At 32.0% G+C, this 25960-nt stretch carries 22 protein-coding genes; 9 read left to right on the plus strand and 13 right to left on the minus strand.

Annotated features, from left to right (window positions below):
- Positions 1–100: 100 nt before the first annotated feature.
- Entirely contained in the window at positions 101–1102 is a 1002-nt protein-coding gene (locus DG508_RS18910; protein WP_108869647.1) for a hypothetical protein, read from the minus strand.
- Between the two features lie 705 nt (positions 1103–1807).
- Here DG508_RS18910 and DG508_RS18915 point away from each other — a divergent pair.
- Positions 1808–2818, plus strand: a complete 1011-nt coding sequence (locus DG508_RS18915; RefSeq protein WP_108869648.1) for a helix-turn-helix domain-containing protein — start codon at positions 1808–1810, stop codon at positions 2816–2818.
- Positions 2819–2906: 88 nt separating this feature from the next.
- Here DG508_RS18915 and DG508_RS18920 read toward each other — a convergent pair whose 3' ends face one another.
- On the minus strand, positions 2907–5666 hold the full coding sequence (locus tag DG508_RS18920; protein WP_108869649.1) for a CHAT domain-containing protein: 2760 nt from the start codon (positions 5664–5666) through the stop codon (positions 2907–2909).
- 71 nt (positions 5667–5737) lie between these two features.
- Entirely contained in the window at positions 5738–7120 is a 1383-nt protein-coding gene (locus tag DG508_RS18925) for a S8 family peptidase (RefSeq protein WP_159090930.1), read from the minus strand.
- A 379-nt stretch (positions 7121–7499) separates the two neighbouring features.
- Here DG508_RS18925 and DG508_RS18930 point away from each other — a divergent pair, with 379 nt between their 5' ends.
- A complete protein-coding gene (locus DG508_RS18930; protein WP_108869651.1) occupies positions 7500–8072 on the plus strand; it encodes an RNA polymerase sigma factor in 573 nt (190 codons plus the stop codon).
- The gene (locus DG508_RS18935) at positions 8069–8878 is read left to right on the plus strand and encodes a tetratricopeptide repeat protein (RefSeq protein ID WP_108869652.1); all 810 of its coding nucleotides are present in this window, start codon (positions 8069–8071) and stop codon (positions 8876–8878) included. The genes DG508_RS18930 and DG508_RS18935 overlap by 4 nt, the downstream gene beginning before the upstream one ends.
- Before the next feature lie 30 nt (positions 8879–8908).
- Here DG508_RS18935 and DG508_RS18940 read toward each other — a convergent pair whose 3' ends face one another.
- The gene (locus DG508_RS18940) at positions 8909–10042 is read right to left on the minus strand and encodes a formylglycine-generating enzyme family protein (RefSeq protein WP_108869654.1); all 1134 of its coding nucleotides are present in this window, start codon (positions 10040–10042) and stop codon (positions 8909–8911) included.
- 423 nt (positions 10043–10465) lie between these two features.
- Here DG508_RS18940 and DG508_RS18945 point away from each other — a divergent pair, with 423 nt between their 5' ends.
- Entirely contained in the window at positions 10466–10687 is a 222-nt protein-coding gene (locus tag DG508_RS18945; RefSeq protein ID WP_108869655.1) for a hypothetical protein, read from the plus strand.
- 97 nt (positions 10688–10784) lie between these two features.
- Positions 10785–11945, plus strand: a complete 1161-nt coding sequence (locus DG508_RS18950) for a pentapeptide repeat-containing protein (protein ID WP_108869657.1) — start codon at positions 10785–10787, stop codon at positions 11943–11945.
- A gap of 258 nt (positions 11946–12203) precedes the next feature.
- Here the strand turns inward: DG508_RS18950 and DG508_RS21345 are convergent, their stop codons facing one another.
- Positions 12204–12479, minus strand: a complete 276-nt coding sequence (locus DG508_RS21345) for a hypothetical protein (protein ID WP_234418264.1) — start codon at positions 12477–12479, stop codon at positions 12204–12206.
- Positions 12476–12808 carry a hypothetical protein gene (locus tag DG508_RS18960; RefSeq protein ID WP_108869659.1) on the minus strand — a complete coding sequence of 111 codons (333 nt, stop codon included), beginning with the start codon at positions 12806–12808 and terminating at the stop codon, positions 12476–12478. The genes DG508_RS21345 and DG508_RS18960 overlap by 4 nt, the downstream gene beginning before the upstream one ends.
- Before the next feature lie 77 nt (positions 12809–12885).
- On the opposite strand from DG508_RS18960, the gene DG508_RS18965 reads away from it, so the two are divergent.
- Positions 12886–13452, plus strand: a complete 567-nt coding sequence (locus tag DG508_RS18965) for a nitroreductase family protein (RefSeq protein ID WP_108869661.1) — start codon at positions 12886–12888, stop codon at positions 13450–13452.
- Between the two features lie 65 nt (positions 13453–13517).
- Here the strand turns inward: DG508_RS18965 and DG508_RS21210 are convergent, their stop codons facing one another.
- Together DG508_RS21210 and DG508_RS18975 are read right to left on the minus strand one after the other, a co-directional pair.
- Positions 13518–13958, minus strand: a complete 441-nt coding sequence (locus DG508_RS21210) for a hypothetical protein (RefSeq protein WP_199912816.1) — start codon at positions 13956–13958, stop codon at positions 13518–13520.
- A 357-nt stretch (positions 13959–14315) separates the two neighbouring features.
- Positions 14316–14699: an endonuclease domain-containing protein gene (locus DG508_RS18975; RefSeq protein WP_159090932.1), complete on the minus strand. Its 384-nt coding sequence runs from the start codon at positions 14697–14699 to the stop codon at positions 14316–14318.
- A gap of 166 nt (positions 14700–14865) precedes the next feature.
- On the opposite strand from DG508_RS18975, the gene DG508_RS18980 reads away from it, so the two are divergent.
- A complete protein-coding gene (locus DG508_RS18980) occupies positions 14866–15633 on the plus strand; it encodes an XRE family transcriptional regulator (RefSeq protein ID WP_108869665.1) in 768 nt (255 codons plus the stop codon).
- Here DG508_RS18980 and DG508_RS18985 read toward each other — a convergent pair.
- Positions 15630–16628: an App1 family protein gene (locus DG508_RS18985; protein ID WP_108869667.1), complete on the minus strand. Its 999-nt coding sequence runs from the start codon at positions 16626–16628 to the stop codon at positions 15630–15632. The two genes, DG508_RS18980 and DG508_RS18985, sit on opposite strands and share 4 nt — an antisense overlap.
- Positions 16629–17167: 539 nt before the next feature.
- Positions 17168–19486, minus strand: coding sequence for a sodium-translocating pyrophosphatase (locus DG508_RS18990; protein WP_108869669.1), 2319 nt, complete (start codon positions 19484–19486; stop codon positions 17168–17170).
- A 310-nt stretch (positions 19487–19796) separates the two neighbouring features.
- Here DG508_RS18990 and DG508_RS18995 point away from each other — a divergent pair, with 310 nt between their 5' ends.
- On the plus strand, positions 19797–20516 hold the full coding sequence (locus DG508_RS18995; protein ID WP_108869671.1) for a collagen-like protein: 720 nt from the start codon (positions 19797–19799) through the stop codon (positions 20514–20516).
- Between the two features lie 103 nt (positions 20517–20619).
- Positions 20620–21390 carry a hypothetical protein gene (locus DG508_RS19000; RefSeq protein ID WP_159090933.1) on the plus strand — a complete coding sequence of 257 codons (771 nt, stop codon included), beginning with the start codon at positions 20620–20622 and terminating at the stop codon, positions 21388–21390.
- Between the two features lie 93 nt (positions 21391–21483).
- Here DG508_RS19000 and DG508_RS19005 read toward each other — a convergent pair whose 3' ends face one another.
- From DG508_RS19005 to DG508_RS19015, 3 genes are all read right to left on the minus strand, one after another.
- A complete protein-coding gene (locus tag DG508_RS19005; protein WP_108869675.1) occupies positions 21484–22014 on the minus strand; it encodes an inorganic diphosphatase in 531 nt (176 codons plus the stop codon).
- A gap of 207 nt (positions 22015–22221) precedes the next feature.
- Positions 22222–24717: a DUF5686 and carboxypeptidase-like regulatory domain-containing protein gene (locus DG508_RS19010; protein ID WP_108869677.1), complete on the minus strand. Its 2496-nt coding sequence runs from the start codon at positions 24715–24717 to the stop codon at positions 22222–22224.
- Between the two features lie 113 nt (positions 24718–24830).
- Positions 24831–25841 (minus strand): pyruvate dehydrogenase complex E1 component subunit beta, encoded by a 1011-nt coding sequence (locus DG508_RS19015; protein WP_255412594.1) that lies wholly within the window; start codon positions 25839–25841, stop codon positions 24831–24833.
- Positions 25842–25960 lie beyond the last annotated feature (119 nt).

Below are 25960 nucleotides of genomic sequence, written 5' to 3' on the forward strand. Positions count from 1 at the left end.
TTAAAAGATCTAGAAGAAATCAAAAACCAATAATTGTTAAAACCATAAAAAGGGTTAGATGTCTTTATCTAACCCTTTACTACATTTTATGAGATAGTATCTAATACTTAGAAACCCATGCTCGAACCATCAGCACTTTTCCATATTCCTCATCCATATTTAGAATGTAATGTCTATCACGCTGTGTATACTCATAGAAGAATTTATTAGCAGAAACAGCCCAAAAATAATGGCCATCATGTTTTTTGCCGTAATCAGCTCCTACATACCCCTTAAACTCCATAGGAATTTTCCATGTTGACTTATAATTTTTATGACTTTCTACAAGCTCCCAGTTACCATAATATCCTGGAGGAACTAGTATTGGGTCTGGATTTTTAACAATTTCAGTTATTTTTGTATATTCCTTTTGACCATCAGTTCTAGCTAACCCAACATTAACTTTTATCGATGACTTAAAGAAAGGAAGCTCTACTTCTGCCCCTATTTCGGTATTAATTGATCCAGTTATACTCCAACTTGATTCGTTATAGGTTTCTATACGCCATTCACCTGGTAAATTCATATATTTGGCTTTTCCAGATCTGTTTTGATCTTTTCTTGCATTTGCATTTTTTACTGGCTGAAAATCGGTTGTAGGAGATGAATTGTCTATGGCTGTTACTTTTCCTTTTGGTCTCATTTCCGTATGCCACCCATATGTATTACAAGGATTGACGCCAGGTCCAATTTTGTGGTCATTTACAGATACACTTTTAGGGCGGGTACTTCCTTTGTTGATTGCCCAAGTAAATCTATTTAACATGTCATCATGGTGTAAATAATTGATGTCTGCATTTTGAGATAATTTCCGTAAGTGGTCTCTAGTTACTTTCTTCCACTTTCCTTCGATAGTTTGAGGTGTATTATGTTTTTTGACAATATCATCCTTTACTTTTGTAACAGGACCGTAGACATAGTTGATCGTATCAGATTCTTGTGCTACTTCTTCTGAGATAGATTCGTTTAATTGAGGATCGACGATGTTATCTTCTTCTTTTTCACAAGAGTTTAAAAAGAATAAAAAGCATAAGACATAACTAATTTTTAATAGATTTTTCATGTGTTTTTGTTTTAAAATTGTTTTTAAATTGGTTTATACTAAAATTTGTTATTTCAAAAGTACTTTATGCCTATAGTAAACAACTTATAATATGCCACTACAAAAAGTATACGTGATGTACATAAATACATGCAAGTAATAGATGGAGAGTGATTAGTGTGTTGGTTTTTAATTATTTAAAAGTGTTTAGGAAAAAATGGTTTTATTTAACAATGCAAAGAATGTTACATGTTTGTATGGGTAATGTTGTATAATCTATAGCGTTTAGGAGGGGGTAAAAGTCGAATTGAATAATAGAATTTTATAAGAATGTACTGTAAATTGAATTTTTACAGCTAATTTATGAGTTAGAAAGTATTTATAGTGTTTGTAAATGGTATTTGTTTATCTATATCATAAACAATAAAGAATAACAAGATGACATGCGTTAGTTACTAGTTAATAAGGTGTTGTTATTTATGCATCTAGGAGTGTTTTGTAAAATAAGATTGAAAAGATAATCTAGAGAAGAAAAAGCATCTAAAATGAATATATATCATATAGGTTAGACAAAAAGAATAACCGAGTTTTTAGACGATCTGAGGCTTTTTATTGTACTTTTGCAAAAATAATTTAGACTTAATAAATATAACAAAATTACTTGATTTGGGGAATAATCACTAACGGGAAAAGAAGTATTTATAACGAATTAAGAACAAATGAGTAATGGAATCAACGTTCGAATTTGAGAATTATCCAGGTAAAAAGCTGATAATAAAGCAGAGGAAAGGGCTACGTACTAAAGCCATTGAAGAAAAAAAAACAAACATAAATATTGATGAATTAAAAGGAGAAAATTGTGAAATCTTATTAGATGGTATTAATATTGATATTGTTAATGTAACGATTGTACCTCCTCTCAATATGGAAGTTGAGCATGATTTCCCGTTTTTGAAAATTCATTTTGAATTACAAGGTAGTAGTGAATATAAACCCAAAAATAAAAGAAGTATTCCTATTATTATTGAAGACGGGCACTATAACTTTTTTTATTTACCCGAAGTAAAAGGAACATTAGAGTATACTTCTAAGGTGAGAAAATCATTAGAAATTGTTTTTACAGAAGAATATATAAAGAAAATTTTTAAAGATACATTTGGTGAAGTAAGTACCGATTTTGGAGTGGCATTACAACAAAAAATACCATTTGTGATGTTTCCTGAGAGCCAACCAATACCTTCTCATTTACTGCTTATTATCAATGATATCATAAATTGCTCTTATGAAAAAGAAATTAAACAAGTGTATTTGGAATCTAAAATCATAGAAATCTTTAGTTACTTATTTACACAGATAAAAAATAAAAGGAAAAAGACAAAAAGTGTTCGATTAAAAAAAGAGGAATATGAGCAGATATTGAAAGCAGAGGAACTGATACAAAAAAATATCCAGAATCCACCCACAATAGTAGAGCTTTCAAAATTATCAGGGATTAATCAACATAAGCTGAAAACCAATTTTAAACTTGTTTTTAAAGAACCTATATTTTCATACCTGACGAATATAAGAATGGAAAAAGCAAAAAAAATGCTTATTGAAGAAGAGTTGACCATTGCAGAAATTTCTTATGCTGTTGGGTACAAAAATCCACAGCACTTTACAGCCGCTTTCAAAAGAAAATTTGGGTACTTACCAAGTAATTTAAAGAAAGAGTATTCTTTAAAAAAAGAAGTGTAGCACTGTACTCACCAAGTGAAATTTTAATACTTCAAAACTAAAGGTTTGTTTTAAACGAATACTTTTGGTGAGTTTACCACAAGGTGATTTATGATGATGCTTTCTTTCGCATTCGTATATAAAAAATACTAAGTACTATTATTATCATGATGATGATAGCTACATATAGTATTGTCGTGTTTGGTAGAGATAGGGAAATCTGCTTGTGATCACCAATAAGCACCAAAGCACCCCAGTAGAAAGGAGATAACTCACTACCTTTGTGTGTCTGAATATATTTTAATTTGGCATTACGCAGAGCAGTTGATTTTGTCATACCTTGATCCAATCCTTTATAAAAATCAATCATTAATTCTTGGTTGGACTTATCATTGGCAGCCCATAATGAAGAAACAACACTTTTTGCTCCAGAGTAAAAGAAACCTCTTGCCAAACTCATAACACCTTCTCCTTTTTTAAGTACCCCTGATGAGGTTTTACAAGCACTTAACACAATCATGTCTGCTTGATTATGAGTTGCATAAATCTCATTTAGAAACATCTTTGTGTCCCTAAATGCAATCCATGGTGTGGTTCTGTGATTTGCATCAGCATGTGTAGAAAGATGAATAATTTTATACTGATGAATTGTATCTAAGAAGTTAGCTTTTGTAGCATACTTCTCTAGTAACATATTACCAGAGAGCATAGATGATATTTCTGTAATTTCTTTTTTACTAAGCGACAAGTCATTTAATTTAGAAGAATTAAATGTTACTGGGGCCACACCCATGAAATTGAATTCAGGAGTCCTTTTTATTTGCTTGGTACGATCTAGATAAGACATAGAATAAGTGTATCTGATTTCTGTATCTTTTATCAAATAGCTATGTGCTTTTGGAGAGGTGGTCAAGGTTTCAAAAGAAATTTGTTGTAGCGTATAATCTGGTAGTATGGTTAGATTTTTTTGTTGAACTTGAGAATATATGATATCAGGAATTAGCTTCTTAAAAATGTGATGTGATTTTTTTTGGAAATTAGAGAGCTGGGCTTGATCAGAAAACCAATGAGAACATTGCTTGCGTAGGGTAGTAATATCCTCCTGTAAAGTGGTTACATCATGAATCTTAAAAAAAGTGGGGCCACCTACGGTAGTTAGTATCCCGAATCCTTGACGATCATTAAGAATATAATGTAGTACAACCTCTTTGTTAGAAATGTATTTTTTTTTGAATAGTTCGTATGGGAGTACTTCAATCTTTTGTTTATTTGATGAGTATTCAGGGAATGTTTGTGTCAATGAGTCTATAAATTTTTCATAAATGTGTTTGTTCTTGTAAATTTTGTTTTTCAAAAAAAGCAAGGTGTTTTTAGACGGTTTTTGAGTGTTATTTAATTCGTTTTCAGAAAGGTGTATCGCTTGTTTTAGAGCAAATTCTCGTTTAGAAATATGATCAGGAAGTTTAGCGTATTCTTTGGCTTGCTCATTTGTAATATCCTCCAATAGTAATAGCGCTTTATTTTTTTCCATAAAATAATATGCTTTTTCAGGCTTGTTGAGCAAATAGCAAGTTTCTACTGCTTTTATATATAAAGATGCTCCTTGTTCTCGCCAGTATAACTTAGATTTATATTCAGAGCTTTCAAAACGAATAATATCAACCAACCTGTCAGCAATAGAAAAAGTTCTCAATGCCTGTATGAGGTGTTCTTTATTTTTGTCATAATGATAGTATTGAATCCAGGCATTTGCTTTTTGGATAAGATGGTGTAACAAATCATATTTATGTATCGCCAGATCCAGATCTTCTTGATTCATCAAACTATCATATTGTAGTTGTAATGTGGTAGAAACGCAAAAAGAAATTGCTTTCTGATAGGCCAATAATCCTTTGCGAAACTCATTGTTTCTACAATATAGATCTCCCATGTTTTCATAGGCAGGAGTAAAATTAGGATTGTAGGATAGTGCTTTTTGTAGATTTAAGTTAGCTTCCTTATGGTTAGAAAGGTGTAATTGTGCGATACCAATACTATTATAGACTTCTGCTAATCGTATAGAATCATTGATTTGTAACCCTTTGAGAACTTTATTAAAAAAAGTAAGTGATTCTTTATCTTTTCCTGTTGTTAGCAATGTATTCCCTCGAATTTGATTGATATCATTGTTAAAACTTTGGTTTTTGAAATCCCATTGATTGATTAAAGAATCTGCTTTGTCGATATTATAATAGATTTGCAAAGCATGTTCCTTGTAGCCCATCAAAGCATATGTTTCTGCTTGTCTTACATACCCTTGTATAAGTTGTTTTTTGTGTATTGGCTTTTTTTGAGATAATGTAATCAAGCGATCAAAACAATGTAATGCTTTATGAAAATCTCCAATTCTTGTATAAGTTTTTGCAAGTCCACGATATGCGTTAATTGTTTTTTTGTCAATTTCTTTAATCTCTATTATTTCTGAAAATGCTTTTATAGCATCAAAGAAATCTCCTTTGTTAGAATAGATGACTCCCAGGTTGTATAAAGTACGTTTTAAGGAGTAATTTTTTAAGAGAGAGTCACTTCTTTTTATAGTAGCAGATTTCTGAAAAATAGTAATGGCTGTATCCAAAAAAAACTTTTTGTTTCTTTTTTTCCATTGTTGTTTATAACACCATTGATAGGCATAATCGTGATAACAGTCAGCGAGTTCTTGAGGAGACATTTTTTGAACGTTATCTTCAAAAAAATGATCTAATTGTTTTTGTTTAGCAATATGTTCTAGATCAGCATTGATAAGAAGAGATAGTTCTTTTTGGTATTGGGCAATACTGGTGAGAGGAAGTATCCAAAATAAAAGAAAACCAACAATAGATTTATAATTCATGGACTAAAAATATGAAAATATAAATCTATTGCCAGCTCTTTTAGGATAACTAAATTCTTATATGAATTACTTTATGATTGCGGTAGAGGAGTAGGTACAGGTGTTTGTCCTCCAGAATTTATCATATTCTTTACAATAATAGTTTGATTTTTAATGATCCCAAAAAGCCCCCTTGACCTGTATCCAGTTTCTATGGTTGCTTTTTTAAGAAGAACTGGAGACAGTGTTTTGTTTTTGAAAAATAATCCAGCTGTTCTTGCTGATGTAAGAGCACTACCAAAAGAAGTACCTTGTGTCAATATTTTGATAATACTATTTGGTGAGACTAATTTCATACGATATCCAGAGAAAGGTGCGAGTACATCAATACTCGAGAATCCATAATTAGAATCTGGAGCTTTTGATAAACCGTGAATATACCCATGGGCATCAATATTGGTAGCTACGCCATCTGGTTGTATATATCCACCAACGGTTAGTAGATTATAAGAATCAAAACTAGAAGGAAAATGCTCATTACCGAATAGATCTGTGTCAATACCCTCATTACCTGCAGAAGAGATAAATAACATTCTATCTTTGACATTTTCAATAATGTTTTTTAGAATATTTTGATTAGGAAATCCGTAATACCCAAAACTGGTATTTACTATAAATCTACCAGGTTTTTTAGCAATGTAGTTCATTCCGCAAATTACAGACCAGAAAGTACCCTTGCCGTGTTGATCAAATGCTTTTACTGGTAGAATTTGATACGGAGTGTTATTTTGATCTAATATATCTGTTATTATCTTGGTTACAAATGTACCATGAGTATTATCATCTCTAGGATCATGATCGTTATTTATAAAATCCCAACCTGATATTTCATTAGTACACCCATTTGGTGAGGAACTTCTATATAAAAATCTTTCAGGGAAATAATCATAATCAATACCAGTATCTAGAATGGCAATGTTTACAGCATCTTTAGAATTACTAATCACTGTTTTTTGTTCTAAGGAGCTAGAATGACCACCAGCATATATAGCATCATTCAATATTTGAAATGAAAACTGATAATTACCATCCATATCACTTTCACCTTCTTGATTGTTTGATAAACTTTTTACTAATTCTTCTATTGCTCCTTTTGCATTAACAGCTTGCACTGTCCATAGTTCTAAACCATCATTATCGCAATCACAAGTCTCAATGTTTTGTATAGAAAAATTAAATCTATCTTCATATTTAGATCGCACTACCTGCTTTTCTTCTTCTGGGATATTTTTATTTTTGAAATGAATGACGACCTGATTAGAAATTCTTTCAGAAGGAATGATTTCTGGAGCAGTGCTTTTTGTTGTCTGTACTTGAGAAATTGAGGTGTTCTCTGTGATTACTTCTTCATCTGTAGCACATCCCCAGAATGCTAATAGACATAGTGTTGAAATTAAAAAAAAACTTTTTTTCATGATTTTAGTTTTTAAGTGTAATACAATAAATTGATTTTTGTTTCCAATTATTTTGCATATAGTAATATGCATGTTCTAAATAAGGGAGTGTAAAAAAGATAAAATGTTACCCAAAAACAATTGTATTTTTTAAAATTACTGATTACATCAATTCTATTCTAAATTGATACCTAGCTGAACTAATACCAATGCTCAATAGGTAGATTCATCTCTAAGGAGTTGACCGTTTTTGGGTAAGCATTTGTGTGATAATACTATAGAAAAGGATTGTTTCTTGATGTAAAAATCAGGGTTTTTCCCCCATGTAAATCTGTAAATTATACCTAAGTTTGTGTATGTAGTACTTACTAATATCTAATTAGTTTATCAATACAATTACATGACCAATAAAGAGTATGATAATTATTTACTAAAAAGTCTTATAGAAGGAGATTCATCTGGAATTGTTGAGATTTATAAAAGAATTTACCCAAAAGTACTTAGATATGTTTGCAGTCATGATGGTGCAGAGGATGATGCAAAAGATGTGATGCAAAAAGCATTATTGTTATTGTCTACTCGTGCACAACAGAAAGAGTTCTCAATTACCACTAGTTTTGAAGGGTATTTTTTTACAACCTGTAAGAATGTATGGAGGCGTGAGGTAAAACAATCTAGAACAAGGGTAACAAATGATAAGGTAATTGATCTTATACATGAAGAACGAGAAATTGCTTTGGCAGCCTATGAGCAAGAAAAGTGGGTGCTTTTTCAGGAAAAAATAAATCAGATTTCTGAGAATTGTAGAAAAGTGTTAAAACTGTTTTTTAATAAATTACCATATTCAAAAATTGCAGATGAACTGGGATATGCAACAGAAAATACAGTGCGACAGCGAGTCTTTAAATGTAAATCAAAACTAAAAGAAGCTATTCGTTCAGATGTTAGATATAAAGAATTAAAAGAGTTATGAGTTATTTAGAAAAAGAAATCGAAGCATATCTTAATGGTGAAATGACTCTTGATCAAAGAAAGATTTTTGAAAAAAAAGTAGCAGATGATTCAGAAGTAAAAAAGGAGCTCGAGCTTTATATAGAAATGAATACTATATACGATGAAACTGATTGGGAAGTAACCTCTTCTGCGATACAACACCCTAAAGTATTGCAACATGAAACATTTCTTAAAAGTGACAAAGGCAAATCGATTAAAAAGAGTATAGCGAATGCAGAAAAAGTATATTTTGACAAAGAAAAATCGAATCGAAGAAAGCAGTACTTTTTAAGGTATGCAATCTCTATAGCCGCTGTTCTAATTTTGGGTATATATATAACATCTAAGTTTGGGACTACTATGGATCATAATAATTTGTATATGAAACATAAAAACTGGGAAGAATTACCCTCATTAACCTCAAGAGGTAATAATACTGATTTGACCAAAGGAGAAAAAATGTTTAAACAACAAAACTATCAGGAAGCTGTCAAAATATTTAAAAAACATCAATTAGAATCTTCAGAAGATATTAATCCCCAGATAGTAGTATATGTAGGGGTTGCTTATTTAGAATTAGAGCAACATAAATTAGCGATAGAAAGTTTTGAGCAATTAAAAGAAAGTAATACGCTTGATGCTACCAAAGCATACTGGTATTTAGCATTGACATATCTAAAAATGAACCAAGAGAGCAAAGCAAAAGAGAACTTGCAAATATTAGCAGGAGACACAACCGCTTATAAGCATCAAGAAGCACTGGAATTAATAAAAGCGCTACAATAAAAGAAGATAAAGAATTGTCTTTTCTGAAGGTTATTTTTTTGTCTCACGAATCATATCCAAACTTACGACTGTTCTGAAACCTAAATGTTCTAATGAAGAGTCAATACTAGTAGCCATTCTGGCACTATTGCGATAACTTGCACAGTATGAATCGCTACATAAAAAAGACCCACCTTTGATTACTTTTTCTTGCACAGTAGGGTTATTGGGATTGTATGGTTTTGATGCTCCTTTGGGGTTATGAGTTATTCCTTGTTGTTTTAATTTCTTATAGTAAGTAGTGTTATACCAATCTTGAGTCCATTCCCAAACATTACCTGCCATATCATACAATCCATAAGAATTAGAAGGGTAAGAACCAACAGGGGCTTTATTTTCGTACCCATCTTTGGTTGTGTTTTGTGTAGGAAATTCCCCTTCCCAAGTATTGGCATATTTGGTTAAATTTTTTAAATTATCTCCCCAGAAAAAAATAGTATTCTTATTTTTTCCTCTTGATGCATATTCCCACTCAGCCTCGGTGGGGAGTCTTCTTCCTGCCCAACGACAATAAGCAATAGCATCTTCATAAGCTATATGAACCACAGGGAAATTTTGTTTTCCTTGTATAGAGCTTTTAGGGCCAGAAGGACGTTTCCAGTTTGCGCCAATTTTCCATATCCACCATTGCGAATAGTCATAAAGGTTAGGAACACTTTTGTTAGTTTTTTTAAAAATTAACGATCCAGGTTGTAATAAAGAGTCCTCAGGCTTTGGAGAATTAGGGGGGAGTTGTTTCTTTATTTCTTCCCATACGACTGCTCGCTCTGCTACTGTTACATAATGAGTGGCCTCTATAAATTTTTGAAATTGAGTATTTGTCACTTCTGTGGTGTCCATAAAAAAGCCATCGATGAGTACCTCATGAGCAGGAGTTTCGTGATGCATTAGTAAGGTGTCATTTTTTACTGCTCCTTGGGTAAAACTTCCACCAGGAATCCATACCATTCCCGTTGGAATAGATACTCCTTCAGGAATGTTTTCTATAACCTGAATAGAGGTTGTAAGAGTTGGATTTTGTGTTTCTTTAGGGGGCTGTTTTTTGTTGCAACCAATACATATAATTACACTAGTAAATAACACGATGTCTCTTATGTAAGAAGGGTGATATCTATTCAGAATCATTTGTGATCTTGTTTAGGGTGGAAATAAGTTGGTTCTTCAAATGTAATCTTTTTTTAAGCCATGAAAAGATAAACTTTTTTGTGATATTCTACAAAACGAGAAAACTTGCTTTTAATCGAAGATTAATTGTTTAATGAAGTGTCGTTTTATTTTTTCAGAATTAGATATTTTAGTTTTAATGACTGTTTTTTAGTGAGTTGTGGATATGTTTTTTAGTAAAAAATTAAAGAATGTTTCTTAATCAAAAGAATATGCTTGTTTGCAGTGGCACCTGTTTATGTGGTTTTTACAGTATGTAATGAAATTTTAAAATGTAAGAAAAATATAAATAACTGGTTTTCAACTCATGTTTGTTGCAACAGATTTTATTTGAATCTCTATTGAAATAAATCTGGTCTTTTAAAAATAATAAATCATGAAGAAATGAAAAAGGAGTTAGATATTTCTGAGGTAAAATTGATCATACGTAATTTGGTCACATTTATAGTAGTAGAAGGAAAACAATATGTAAGTGATAGTCAAAAGAAAGCTTATGTATCTGGATATGTACAGCTTTTGATCAAAACGATTCATTTGATTGATGAGCAGGAAGAAATTTCTATTGTAGAAGATATAGCAGAAGATATTTCTACCTATCTTAAATAGAACTCACAGATTACCAGTTTTATACATTGTTATGTTAACCTTTTTGTATAAGTAAGAAGGCTTACTTTTTTTATAGTAGTAATAACTTTTATATCTTATGCGCTGTAATACCCAAATTTATAGCGTAGTGAATGAACAAGATTATATTGAAAGGCTAAAAAAAGAGAATAAATTACTTCAGGATAAACTGGATAAAATAAATAAAGGAAAGCAGAAGAAAAGAAAATTCAGATGGTGGCTTTTAAAAAAATCAAGTACTCCAGTTTTTGGAGCTAGATTAAAGAAGAGTATTAGCACCGCTATTAATGAGTATAAAGAATATAAAACAGTTTCTGTAGATTCGGTTTCTGATGTATCTTCTAGTGTGATTTGGCGTATTACCAGAGTTGGATTATTTGCATTTTTGTTTGCTATTATCCCTTCTTTGGTATTAATTGTTCAAACCAAGTTATTAATAAATCAAAATAAATTGATTACCAACCAAAATAGTTTGGTTGAGGCAGATCGTAGATCGTCATTAGTATTTGTAATGAGTGATGTACTTGGAGATTTAAATGAGGAATTAAAATATAAAGGCTCTGGAGGGCGTAATATAAGTAAGACTCTAGAAGCTAGAGTTATTAGTTTATGTATGGCAATGAAGCCTTATCGATATATCGATAATGATACAGGAGAATTAATAAAGGATCCTATCAGTCCAGAGCGAGGACAACTATTATTTAGTCTTTTGAAAAGTGATTTGGGACCTGAGTCCTCTCAAGATATTTTGAATTCTGCTGATTTTAAATATACAAACCTTAGAAAGGTAAATCTGGGACGAGGTGTAAACCTTAAATATGCCCGATTGGATCATTCTGATCTAACAAATGCTCAAATGCCTGCTGCCAATCTGGAACGTAGTGATTTACGAGAAACAAAAATGAGTAAGATTAATTTGTCTGATGCTAATTTAAAAAGAGCACGATTGAATAATACAGATCTTAAACATGCAGAATTGCTAAGTGCAGATCTTACAAATGCAAATTTATTTGGAGCTGATCTTACGGGAGCTGATCTTTCTGAAGCCGTGTTATGGGGAACTAAGTTAGAGAATGCTAATTTAACTGATGTAATACTAGATAATGTCATTGTAGATAGAAAGGATTGGATTGATTATGTTTCAGATACCTTAGATCTTGAAGGAGCAGGTGAAATCGATAGTAAATACAGGGTTAAAAAACAAGGTAAAAAACAGTTTGTTCTAGTGCCAAAAAAATAAAAAATTTACTCACTAAGTGAGATTTTAATGCTCCGAAGCTTGCTTCGGAGCATTAAATATTTATTTTAAATAACTACTTTGTAGACAGGCTCACGAAGTAGTTTCTTTTTTTGAAAAAATCAAGTCATGTGTTTTTTGCACTAGCCAGTTTCCTGCGGGAAAATACAACGCAAAGAACAGAGCCATCCCTAGACTAAAATTTTGTGGGTTGAATATATCATCTAGTATATTATTAGGGTAGGCATATGATGTTTGTAGTCAATAACCTAAGAATTCTAATATTCCCATAGCAACTAGCCCATATGAGTATTGCTCAAAAAAAGAATAGTTTTTTAATAGAATAGAAATAGGCACCATGTATAAGATGTAACAACTAATTACTTGCCACCAGTATGTAAATCGTGCAATTTCCATTTCTATTCCAAAACGATTCATACCTAAACCCCATGCAAAATAAATAATACTATAGAGTAGAATCATTGTTTTGGGAGTAGTTTTTAGAACAGATAGGTGGTTGGTAAGTAGTTTTCTCATTGTGTAAAAGTTATTTGTGCTATCATGCGAAAAAAAGGTTTTTTAAAGACCTTATATTTTCTGATTCCGTTGTTTTGTATGATTGTTTTTAATTCTTTAGAGATATATGCAATACAATCACCACCACCACAACCAATATCTACAATATTAAATGTTTTTAGGGCAGGTTTTGATTTGCAGTATGATACAATAGAGTTGCTTAATTGTCTGTGATTCCCAAAAAAAGTATTGATAAACTTGAGACTACTCAAAGTGTTCTGTAATGATGATCCAGATAAAGAGAGGTTATCAAGTTGCTCTGGTTGTTGTAATCGAATCTTAGGATTCACAATATTATATTAATTAATGAATATGTAGATTTTTAGTCTATGGAATAAGAATATCTTTACAAAAAATAAAGAATTACATGGATATTGATCAAATAATAAGAAACAGACGCTCTATTTTTCCTAGACAATATAATGGAAAACCAGTTTCTAAAACGATTATAAAAAAAATACTAGAGAATGCAAATTGGGCTCCGACCCATAGATTGACACAGCCTTGGCGTTTTAAAGTTATGCAAGGAGAAGCAAAAAATAGATTAGGAACATTTTTATCTAATACATATACTGATATCACTTCTGATGATGATTTTTCTCCTTTTAAGTATGAAAAGATTCTTAATAATTGTAAATCATCTAGTGTTATAATTGCTATTTGTATGCAACGAGACCCAAAAGAACGTATTCCTGAATGGGAGGAAGTAGCAGCTACTGCAATGGCAGTGCAAAATATGTGGCTTACCTGTTCTGCACATGAAATAGGATGCTATTGGAGTAGTCCTAAACTAATAGAGTATATGGGTGACTTCTTTGATTTTGAAGAAGGAGAACGATGTTTAGGCTTTTTCTACTTAGGTAATTATGATAAAAGTGGAGAAGAGGTTTCTAAGCGAGATGCTATTGATAGTAAAGTAGAATGGATGGAATAAAAAAAAACCATCTGTTTTACAGATGGTTTTTATGTCATAACAGACGTATTTTATATTTTAAAATACTATTGTTGTGTCATTGCTTTAGCAAGTTCTGTCATTTCTTTAGACTTTGCAGTCATGTAGTCAGCCCATTTTTGAGCGTCATCACCAGTTAATTTTCCAGAAACTTCCTGAGCTTTTGTAGCAAGATCTTGTCCTTTTTGGCTAAGTCCAGCAAAAGCAGTCATATCTTTACTTTCTACTATTTTCTTATACTCTGCTACGTACTCTTCGTATGAATTAACATATTCTTGAACAGCAGGATCGCTAAAGCTAGGCACGCCTTCAACAGCAGCTTCTACTTTTTCTGCAGTTTCTTCAACAGCAGCTTCTACTTTTTCTGCAGTTTCTTCTACAGCTTCTCCAGCAGTATCAGCAGCGTCTTTAGCTTTGTCTGCAGTGTCTTTACAAGAGATTACCGATAAAAACATTAGAGCTATAGCTCCTAAAAAAAATTTTTTCATAATAAAATAGATATAGTTAATTTTGGTTACTTAACGCCAAATTTAAGACTTTATTTCATCTATCCGAAATTTAAGATGGGTAAAAAATACACACTATTTCTATTTTACTATTTATTATGCAAGAATAAAATCTTAACTCATTTATAAACAAGGTGTTTGAAGGATTTGGTTTTCTAAGCTATTTGATAATAATTATTACTTGTTTTCTTGTTTTTATATATTGAACTATAATAGATATAGGGTTATGGTTGATAAAATGAATATATCAATGATGTAAAAAGGTCAATTTTTAATATTCACGTATTCTATAAAAAGGAGCAAGTTTAATCAATACCTTTTATAAGTAGATAAAGTGTGTTATACAATATAGGTGTGCTTTGAATGAAACTTTATATGATTTTTTAGAGTTCTTATAATTTCATCCATATCAGTTAATATTTGATAATCGGTATATCTGAGTACTGTAATTCCTAAAGAAGAAATGATCAACTTTTTAGGAGCATCTAGATTATAGATGTCAGAAAATTCATGTGCATAGCTATCAATCTCAATCGCAACCTTATATGAAGGACAGTAAAAGTCAAAGTTATAATTTGATATAGTTTGATTTTTGAGAAAATGAAACCCTTTTTCATGAAGTTTGATACTAAGTTGACTAACAGCTGTAATTGAATTATCTAATGAATGTCTGATAATTTTCTCTGATACCTTTTGATATAATGGAATACTTTGTGAAGACATAATGATTGCTTTAGTTGTAATTTTTCCAAATTTATGGAATTTTTCCATATAAATAAAAATCAAATCATGTTAAAATTGGAAATATTCCAAAATCTTGTATCTTTGTTATCCAATCATCCCAAATCCTAACCCCCATATATATGATAATAAATTAAAATTTGATTTTATGGATATTTCAACCGACCAAACCATAAAGCGTTTTAAACAAATTCGCGAAGAGAACCACTATACCCAATCTGATTTTGCAAAAGTATTGCAAATTAAAAACTCTACAGCCGATATAGAGAGGGGTAAAACCAAAATTTCAGGAAAAGTTGTTGCCAGATTGCTACAGGAATTTAGTGTAAATCCCTTGTGGCTATTTGGAGAAAGCACCCAAAAGAATATACAACTACATTTGGGTGATGTATCACCTAAAGTAGTTACTATTGATTCTGATAATAACGAAAATATAGTTTTGGTAAATGTAAAAGCCGCTGCAGGATATCCTCATAATGTGCAAGATTTGGATTGGTATCAGCAGTTACCAGCTTTTGATATCCCCTTACCCGAATATAGGAATGCTACATATCGTGGTTTTCAGGTAGAAGGGGATAGCATGTTGCCATTGCTTGAACCAAAAGAGTGGGTGATAGGCAAAGCTGTAAATAATCTAGCAGAAGTAAGTAATAATACAATATGTGTTGTTGTTCTAGAAGATAGTGTTGTGGTAAAGAAAATTAAAAAGAATGAAGATGTTTCTGTGATCACATTGGTTTCTTTGAACTCAGAATACTTACCATACACCATTCAAGCGCATCAAATTGTAGAGCTATGGGAAATAAATAGCAAAATCAGCTTTAATATTGATGCTAATTCTGATATAGCAAGTATGAAACAGTTACAGGAAGCTATGCTAGCATTAACTTCAGAAGTTAGGGGATTAAAAAATTAATCAATTAAACCTGAGTTTTTAGCATGCTCAATAGCTTGCTCAGATGTTTGAACAAGAAGAATAGGGGAAGTAGTAAAAGAGTGTATTATTTTTTTGATTCGCTTTTCTTTTCGACGATGTTTTACATTTCTTAAGTAAATAGCCAAAATACGAGTAGGGTAGAGCTCTGCAATTTTGGTATAGATGTCTGCATCTTTTTCTCCGCTATCTCCAATTAAAATAAAATTAAGATAAGGATACATCTCTAGAAGATTTATGATTTCTGATTGTTTATGAGGTGTTTTTGGTTTAGGTGTTTTATCAAAAGGAGTTCTAAAATCCCTTAGTAGTACGGGGCCTTTGGGGAAATTATTTGTTTTTAGAAATTCATTTAGATAATCATACAAATTCCAAGGACTGTTGCTTACATAAAAAAAAGGGTTGGCTGTGCCCGAATTTTTGCCAGAATGTAGTTTGTTATAAAATTTGGCAGTACCTTCTATAGCAGTTCTTTTATCAAAGTTTTTAAAAAATGTATTTGCAATTACTCTCCATTTAAATACAGATGCTACACCTGTATGTATGATAGTATCATCGATATCACTTATAATTCCAAAATCTGCTTTGTCAGAAGGAATAAGCATCTGGCTAGTGAAGTTGTTTTTATTATTTATTTTTTTTTGAAGTTCTTTCTTATAAGAAACACTATATGTGATCCAGCCTTGGTTGTCTTTATATTTAGAAAGTGTTGTGTTGTTAAGTTGTATGTGGTAGTAGCCTTCTTGATCTGTTTTTGTGTCAATAATCTGATCATCTGGTAGTTTTAACTCTATAGATGTATTTCTAATCTCATCACTCTCAAACTGCCTATATATATTTCGTAACGTTTTGAAAATGTTTTGATTCTTACCAAAATTGATATTTTCATCTTCAAGAGCTCTTCCTGTAGCACGAAAGAGAGTATCTGTACCATAACCAAGATATGTGTTAATACGTAAAGCTTTCTTCTTAAACATGAAAAAAAGGATTTTTATAGAGTATAATAAACTGTTTTTTTATTTAGATGATATATTAGTCGTTTGAATGAGTTAATCTTTTAAAAAAATAGAAGCATTTATGTTTTTTATATAAAAACCGTTGATTTGAAAATTATAAGTGTCTGTCATAGTTATTGTTATTTCTTTGACGATAGCTCCTTTTTTAATATGGTTAAGTAGTTGAGTTCCGATTTTATTATTTCGATATTTTTCTTTTACTCATAATATTTTAATTTCAAGACCATTCCAATACCTTATGCCAGTATGTATTCCTGCGACTTCTTCATTGTTTTTATCTTTGACAACATATTCTAGTAGAGTCTATAGATCAGACATAGCATGGGTTTTATTTAGGTTGTATTTGCTTATACCAGAACCAATTTTATTACAATTTTCTTTATTACAATGTTCAATAACAAAATTATTTGTCATTTTACTTTTTTATTGCAAGTTACACATAACATCAAAATAAACAACCTCACTATAGGAGTGAGGTTGTTTATGGATTGATTTATTTTTTATTGTAGAGATATTTTGTTTTTTGTTTCTTTAACAATGGGGTTTGTGTTTTTGTCTTCTAGGGTTACTATTTTGTTTTCCAATTTTGTTGTTACCTCTTCGTTTTGTATAGAAATAATATGTTCTGTTTGTGTTTCTGTTTCGTTTGTAGCAACGGCAGTTTCAGAATCATGTTCTCCTAAGATAGGTGCAATTACTAGACCTACCAAGCAAGTAAGTTTGATAAGAATATTCATTGATGGACCAGATGTATCTTTAAATGGGTCACCAACAGTATCTCCTGTTACAGCCGCTTTATGTGCATCAGAACCTTTGTATGTCATTTCACCATCAATTTCAACACCAGCTTCAAATGATTTTTTTGCATTATCCCATGCGCCACCTGCATTATTCTGAAAAATAGCCCACATAACACCAGATACACATACACCAGCCATATAGCCTCCAAGAGGTTCTGCATCAAATAATAGTCCAATGATAATAGGAGTAATGATTGTAATCAATCCAGGTAAGATCATTTCCTTCAATGCAGCTTTTGTAGAAATGTCTACACATTTAGCATATTCTGGAGTGGCTGTACCTTCCATAATTCCAGGTATTTCTTTAAACTGGCGTCTTACTTCTTGCACCATTTCCATAGCTGCTTTTCCTACTGATTTCATAGCTAATGCAGAAAATACTACAGGAATCATACCTCCAACAAATAACATTGCGAGTACATCAGCCTTAAAAATATTAATTCCGTCAATTCCAGTAAAAGTAACATATGCTGCAAACAATGCTAATGCTGTTAATGCAGCAGAAGCAATAGCAAAACCTTTACCAACCGCGGCAGTTGTGTTACCTACAGAATCTAAAATGTCTGTACGTTCACGCACATGATCATCTAATTCACTCATCTCTGCAATACCTCCAGCATTATCTGCAATTGGTCCAAAGGCATCAATAGCTAATTGCATGGCTGTTGTTGCCATCATTGCAGAAGCTGCAAGAGCAACACCATAAAAACCAGCGAGCTCATAAGACCCATAGATGGCAGCGGCAAATAATATAACTGATAAAAATGTCGATTTCATACCTACTGCTAATCCAGCAATGATATTGGTTGCCGCTCCAGTAGAACTATTTTGTACAATATCAAGTACTGGTTTTTTGCCTAAGCTAGTGTAGTAGGCGGTTACTACAGATATCAATGCGCCTACTGCCAATCCGATAAGAGTTGCATAAAACACATTCATTGATGAGATTTCTTTAGTTCCTTCTCCAAAGAAGTTCATTTGCATGGTTTCAGGAAGCATATATTGAATCAAGAAATAACTGGCAATTACCGTTAGAATAATTGCAATCCAATTCCCTAAATCTAAAGCTTTTTGTACTTGGGATTCTTTGGCATCATTGCTTTTGATACCTACCAAAAATGTCCCTAGAATAGATGCTAAAATACCAACTCCAGCAATTACTATAGGTAATAGTATAGGGCCCATATTACCAAAAGCATCTGTAAATTGAGTGGTTTGAGACATATCTCTAATCAAATAGTTCCCTAATACCATTGCGGCAAGTACAGTGGCAACATATGAACCAAATAAATCTGCTCCCATACCAGCAACATCTCCTACATTGTCTCCCACATTATCTGCAATAGTTGCAGGATTACGAGGGTCATCTTCTGGTATGCCAGCTTCTACTTTTCCTACAAGGTCAGCACCTACATCAGCAGCTTTAGTATAAATACCACCTCCAACACGAGCAAATAGGGCGATAGATTCTGCTCCTAGAGAGAATCCAGCAAGTGCCTCTAGTACTATCGTCATTTCTTTATAAAAATTCTCACTTCCAGTAATGAATTGGCCAGTAAAAAACAGAAAGAATAAGCTAAGACCTAATACAGCAAGTCCTGCAACTCCTAGTCCCATAACGGTTCCTCCGCCAAAAGATACTTTTAATGCTTGTGGGAGGCTAGTTTTTGCTGCTTCTGCAGTTCTTGCATTGGCCTCAGTAGCAATACGCATACCTATGTTACCTGCAAGGGCAGAAAATATTGCTCCGAATACAAATGCTGGAACAATCATCCAACTAGTAGTATCTACAATTATAGAGATACCAAACAATGCTATCGAGGCAATAATTACAAAGATTACTAATAATTTATATTCTGCAGCAAGAAATGCTAATGCCCCTTCTTTAATACTTTTAGAAATTTCTTGCATTTTATCATTCCCAGGGGCTTGTTTTTTTACCCAAGCCATTTTGACAAACATAAAAAGTAGCCCCAGGATTGCCAATGAAATTGGCACAAAGATCATATTTGATTCCATAAATATATTTTAAGTTAATTAGTTACTAAAAGTAGTAAAAATAGGCTAAATACAAAAGGATGAGTGAATTGCATAGTAAACAAAAAATAATCCCAAAAAATAATATAATAAAAGCACTGTTTTCAGGGTGAGAATGGAAGGTTTCTTTATATAGTTTTGCGGCAGTCAGAGGGTAGATAAGATAAAAGGGCTGTACTATTTTGTGTTGTTTTTTAAAAAGAGAAAATTAAATAACATGTGTAGTCTGATTATTGTTGAGAAATAGATTCTCAAATATCTATGATTGTAAATCTAAATTAATAGTGAAATTATGAAAAAAAATTATTTTAAAATTGTAAGTAAAGCTCTTTTAATAGGCTGTTTAGGTGTTTTTCTTATAAGCTGCGAGGGTGAAGATGGAGAAAATGGAATAGATGGAGCAAATGGTATTAATGGGGTAGATGGAGTGAATGGTTCAAACGGTACAGATGGTACAAATGGGGAGAATGGTACTGATGGAGAGAATGGAGTAGGTTTTGATGAATTGACAAAGTATGGTAAAATAACATTGGATATTGCAGGAACCAGATCAGATAATGTTGCTTTTACACATACAGATGAATTAAAATTCATACATAACGATGCTGGAAATAATGATGTGTTTTACAATGACCCTAATATGGGATTTTCTGTAACTAGATTTGTGAATTCTCCTGATTCTCATGAGGATAGTTCTGTTAGACTTTCTTTATCTGTGAATGATGTAGGATTGCCAACTCAAAACTTTGAGTTTAATGTTCGTTTTGATGATTATTCTGTGATTTCTGATGATTTAAAGTATTTTAATATAAATAGTACATTTGATCAGTCTAACATGGGGGTGTCAAATGCTACTATAACAGATTATAGTTTTGATGAGACAACTAATAACTTAAGATGTACCTTTACTATGACTGTTGCAGGCGCTAATAATATAACAGGTAATGATATGACTATATCAGGTACAGTTGATGTGATTGTGTTAGAAAACTTGGGTGGAGTGCGTTTTTAGTAGGTAATATGATGATTTATAGAGAGGCTGTCTTTTTTTAGATAGCCTCTTTTTTTTGAATAACTTTATGCTAGAAAAGAAGAGCAATAAAATAAGTATAGAGATGAATTTTTATTTAGAGAAACCGTTTTTTATAGGAGTGTTTCAATTCTTTTTTATAATAAATTCTATTAATGCGCAATATGCTTTTGAGAAGCATCCAGCTCCTTATTATGAGGAATATGGTGATTGGGTAGTATATGATAGAGAAAACAATCAAAATAAATATGATTGTACACAGACTATCGATGATTTTTATGGTAATAAAGATGATCTAACGATACAACTAACCTGGTTTGATGGTGATGTTGATTTTGGGATGATCCGTATTTTTCGCAATAAGAAAGAAATTCAAGAAATTAAAGAATCTGGATCTTTTTCTCGGTTAACAATGATGGATACCAAAGTTCTGATATCAGATATAAATGGTGATGGGTATAAAGATGTGAAGTTAATACAACAAGGAACAGGAAATGGAGTAATGGGGATGCTAGTAAAGGTGTTGTATTTATTTCAAAATAAAGAAGGGGGATTTCACAAGATATCTTTTGATGATATGACATTCAAAAAACATAGGGAGGAGAGAGATATTGATAATGATGGTAATTATGAGATCGTAACGATGAACCTTGAATATATAAAAGGGCATAGCTATTGGGTGTTTAACCTGTATGAATATGTAGATGAAAATCTAAAAAATGTGAATATAAAAAAAGGATATCCTATTGCTATTCCTTATACCAATAATAGAAGTTATAAAATTACTAAAGATATAAGTGTATCTCAACTAAAGGACTACGAAAGAGAGTTTCCAAAAGAGTATGAGGTAAATTGAATATCAACTAAATTGCCGATATAAGTGTCTGTATAAAAGACATGCTTATATCGGCAATTTTATTCTTTTAGAAAGAATACCAAGTGTATTTGCTTAAGAGATGCTAAAGAGCCCTTCAGGCTTGTCTGCTATATCTTCAAAACGTTTAACACAAGATTTTATAATATCTTTAGCTTCATTCATATCGCCCCATCCACCTACATCAACTTTTTTCTTTTCTAAGTCTTTATATACTTGGAAAAAATGTTCTATTTCTTTTATTAAGTGAGGGTTTAATTCTTTAAGATCTGAAATTCTATTGGCTATTGGATCAGAAACAGGTACACAAATGATTTTTTCATCTGGTCCTTTTTCGTCAGCCATATGAAAAACTCCAATAGGTTTTACTTCAACAACACACCCTGGAAATGTAGGCTCTGTAACCAATACCAATACATCAAGAGGGTCTCCGTCTAGAGCAAGAGTTTCTGGTATAAAACCATAATCCGCAGGATACATCATAGAAGAGAAGATCATGCGATCGTATCTGATTTTTTTTATATCAAAATCGTATTCATACTTATTTCTACTTCCCTTTGGTATTTCTATTAGTACATCAAAGCTTTCTTTGGTAGCTGCGCTCATAATTTAATTCTCTTTTTTTATCGGCGCCAAAGATAAGTATTACTGAGGGGAGTTAAAATTTATAATTATAAATTATTACATCATACAAAGGCTGTTTGAGGTAAACTAGCACACTGTCAGGGTAGTATGGAATAAAAAAACATATAAAACAACAGTGTGATTTCGTTTATTTTACTCTGTGAATAGCCTATTTACCTTCAATTTTTCTTAAAAATAGAAACCAAAAGATCCAGTAACTCCAAACTTACGAGCATCTGGATTATCAAAATAATTTCCTCTAAAATGAAAATCTATTCTGAAAATTTTGAAAATATTACCTACACCAAGGCTATATTCCCAATATACTTCATCGCTAGGAGCCATTAGAGTTTCGTTAGATGGAGCACTAAGTAAGATGTTGTCATTAGATAATTCTCCCCAAGCTCCACGTACACCAACAAGCTCTCTAAGATTTAGTTTTCTTAATAATGGGATTCTAGAAAATATTCTTCCGTTAAAATTGTGTTCTAGATGCAAGGTCGCATAGGTGTCAGTAACAAACTCATAAAAATTAAGTAAAGGAAAAGTATTGTATATAGATAAGTATGTCTGATTTCCTGGTATAACACTTAGTAAACCAAGAGGGACATCACCATAAGTTTTTCCTAATTCAAGAGTACTGTTTAGTCTTCCAAAACCTCCAATATTCCAAGGCTGTTGATATAAGAGTTGAATTTTTTGATAATCAAAATCACTTTCTATAATCCCCTGTAGTCCTACGCTATAATTAAGAAATAAAGTGGCAAAATCTCCAGAATTTACAATAACTCTATCTACTCCGTACCCTGTTGTTTTTCTACCAGGGAAATAAGCAAGAGAAGTAGCAATCTCGGTCTGTTGGATTTCGGTCTCTAATACATTTGTTTCGGGATTGATATAGTCTAAGCTAAATAGTGACCTATCTGCGGGTTTTAAATTTCTATATGATCCCGTGACTCCAACCGTAAAGTTTTTTCTGGGTTCAAACTGCATAGAGAAAGCAGTAAGGTTGATAGAGGTGAGTCTAGTGTTGTCTCCCGTAGCAATAATAGATGAGGAGGCTAAACTTCTTCCTTCTACATCATTTGTATTAGTTAAGCTAGCGCCAAGTTGTTCTACATCTCTACGATTTCCTGCTGAGATAAGTAGCCTAGATTTTCTATCTACCAAGTATTTACCAGATACTCCATATTTAAATTTTTGATCTTTAAATCCATAAGCACCATACCCTTCTATTCTCCATCTATCATTAGCGGTAAAATAAGTTCGCCCTCCTGCCCGTAGTCTCCATCCTTCGATATCATTATAGCCAATGGTAGAAAATAATGGGCCAAAATCGAAGCCGTTGGCCTCTATGTACCCTGTTGCTAGGATGGTTCCAACGTTATAGAGTCTTTTAAAAGCTTTTACTGTTTTTAGTGTGTCAAGAAGCTTGTATACTTTTTGCTCATCTTTATTTAGTTTTTCCATTCTGGCATTAGACCAAAAAGAATCTTTTCTGTTATAAATGTCTTGATCATAAGGGTCTACTTGACTTTGGTAGAATTTTTTTCCTTTTTTTATGTCAAATTTATAATTATCGTATAATGTCGTTCTTTTACCGTAGACCCCTCGGGATTTTTCTTTTTTGCTAAAAGAAAAATCAGATTGAAAATAATCTTTGGTTATTAAAAAAATAGAGTCATTCAGTACATCAAATTCTTGTTCAATATAAAGATCTTTTACCCAGTTTATGTTTGCACTTTTGGTAACTTCAAGATTTATTTCTTTGATAGCCCAGGTAGAATCATTTACCCAAAAATCACCTTTGAATGTTAGCTCGTTCTTTCTTCTGGGGTAATAAATAATGTTATAACACCATTTATTATCAATATAAGCACTATCAGAAAGAACATAATTGTATACACCTACTCCAGTTCTTGATAGTGGACTGGTAAAACTTTTATCAAAAAATTTAAGGTAATTGTCATATATGTCATAATCTGAATACAAATCTTTGACAAATGCTATTAGTGTTTGATTGTCACTGAATCCAGCATTTTTATTTCCTGTAAGTACTTCTTTGTATTCATTGATTTGATTGTCTCCATATACTTTTGAGAGCGCTTCATTAAGAAAAATAGGTAAGTATGTTTTTCCAGTTATTCTTGATGTGTCTACATCATCAAAAATAAACTCCATACCATTAAAGATTCTACTATTGATCAGTGTGCTGTCTATAGTATTTAAGTCAAATTCTAATTTTTCGTACTTATCATAAGTATATTGTTTGAACTTTTTTACACCATTTTCTCTACGGTGGTCCCATATTTTTCTTAGGATGTCAATAGCTGGATTATTCTTTTTAGAAGTTTTACCTTTATAAATAACGACTTCATCCAATGCGGCTGCTTCCTCTTCCAAGATGATTTCCATCTTATAGGTAACCCGTTTATCTAATTTTATCGTTTTGGTTTTAAAACCAATAAATGAGACTTTTACATTAGAGTGATTGTCATCAGACTCCAAATAAAACCTACCATTTTCATCAGTGATTGTTCCAACTGTAGAATTTGCAAAAATAATATTTGCAAAAGGAACAGATTGTTTATTGCTGTCAAATACTTGACCTCCAATCTTAGTCTGAGAATGTATGGAAACACAGCTAAATATGGTAAAAAGTATTCCTAAAATCAAATGTCTCATCTAAAGCTATTAAAATTAATACTTGTGATAATTAGTGGGTCACATCAAATTTTGGACCATTTATATGATTCATATTCCAAAAATTGATGAAACGTAAAATAAAAAGAATCATTTTATTTATACATCACTTTTTTAACAGCTTTTACAACATCCTTACTATTAGGTAGCCATTCTTCTAATAGCCCTGGAGAATAAGGAGTTGGTGTATCTGCGGTATTTATTTTTAATATAGGAGCATCCAAATGATCAAAAATAGTTGATTGAACCTGATATGTGATTTCAGAGGCAATATTAGCCAAAGGCCAAGCTTCTTCAAGAATAATTAGACGGTTTGTTTTTTTAACAGAGGTGAAAATAGCTTCCAAATCTAGAGGACGAACTGTTCTCAGGTCAATGATTTCACAAGAAATATTTTCTTTAGCAAGTTCATCTGCAGCTTTATAAGCTTCTTTTATAATTTTTCCAAAAGAAACAATGGTAACATCAGTACCTTCTCGCTTAATATCTGCTACTCCAAGAGGGATGGTAAACTCACCTTCAGGAACTTCTCCTTTGTCACCGTACATTTGTTCACTTTCCATAAAAATAACAGGATCATTATCTCTAATCGCAGATTTTAAAAGACCTTTGGCGTCTTTTGGATTAGAAGGAACTACTACTTTTAGTCCAGGAGTATTAGCAAACCAGTTTTCAAAAGCTTGTGAGTGTGTCGCTCCTAGTTGTCCTGCAGAAGCTGTTGGGCCTCTGAATACGATAGGGATATTAAATTGTCCCCCACTCATTTGACGCATTTTTGCTGCATTATTGATAATCTGATCAATACCAACCAGAGAAAAATTAAAAGTCATGAACTCAATGATAGGGCGATTACCATTCATAGCACTACCAACACCTATACCTGCAAATCCTAATTCAGAAATTGGAGTGTCTAAAACCCTATCTGGGCCAAATTCATCCAACATGCCTTTACTCGCTTTATATGCTCCGTTATATTCTGCGACTTCTTCTCCCATTAGATAAATAGATTCGTCTCGTCGCATTTCTTCGCTCATAGCCTCGCAAATTGCTTCTCTGAATTGTATGGTCTTCATGTTTTTATTTTTATTATTTTTTTTAGTTGGTATAACTAATCATTTAGGTTATTATATCAGACAATAATTAGTTATGTATTACATTATTATTTTTATCATTATGGTTTTACTGATAAAAAAATATTTTGTATAATAACGAAGGCAAAAGTAGG

The sequence above is a fragment of the Aquimarina aquimarini genome (assembly GCF_900299535.1).
Classification (GTDB): Bacteria; Bacteroidota; Bacteroidia; order Flavobacteriales; family Flavobacteriaceae; genus Aquimarina; species Aquimarina aquimarini.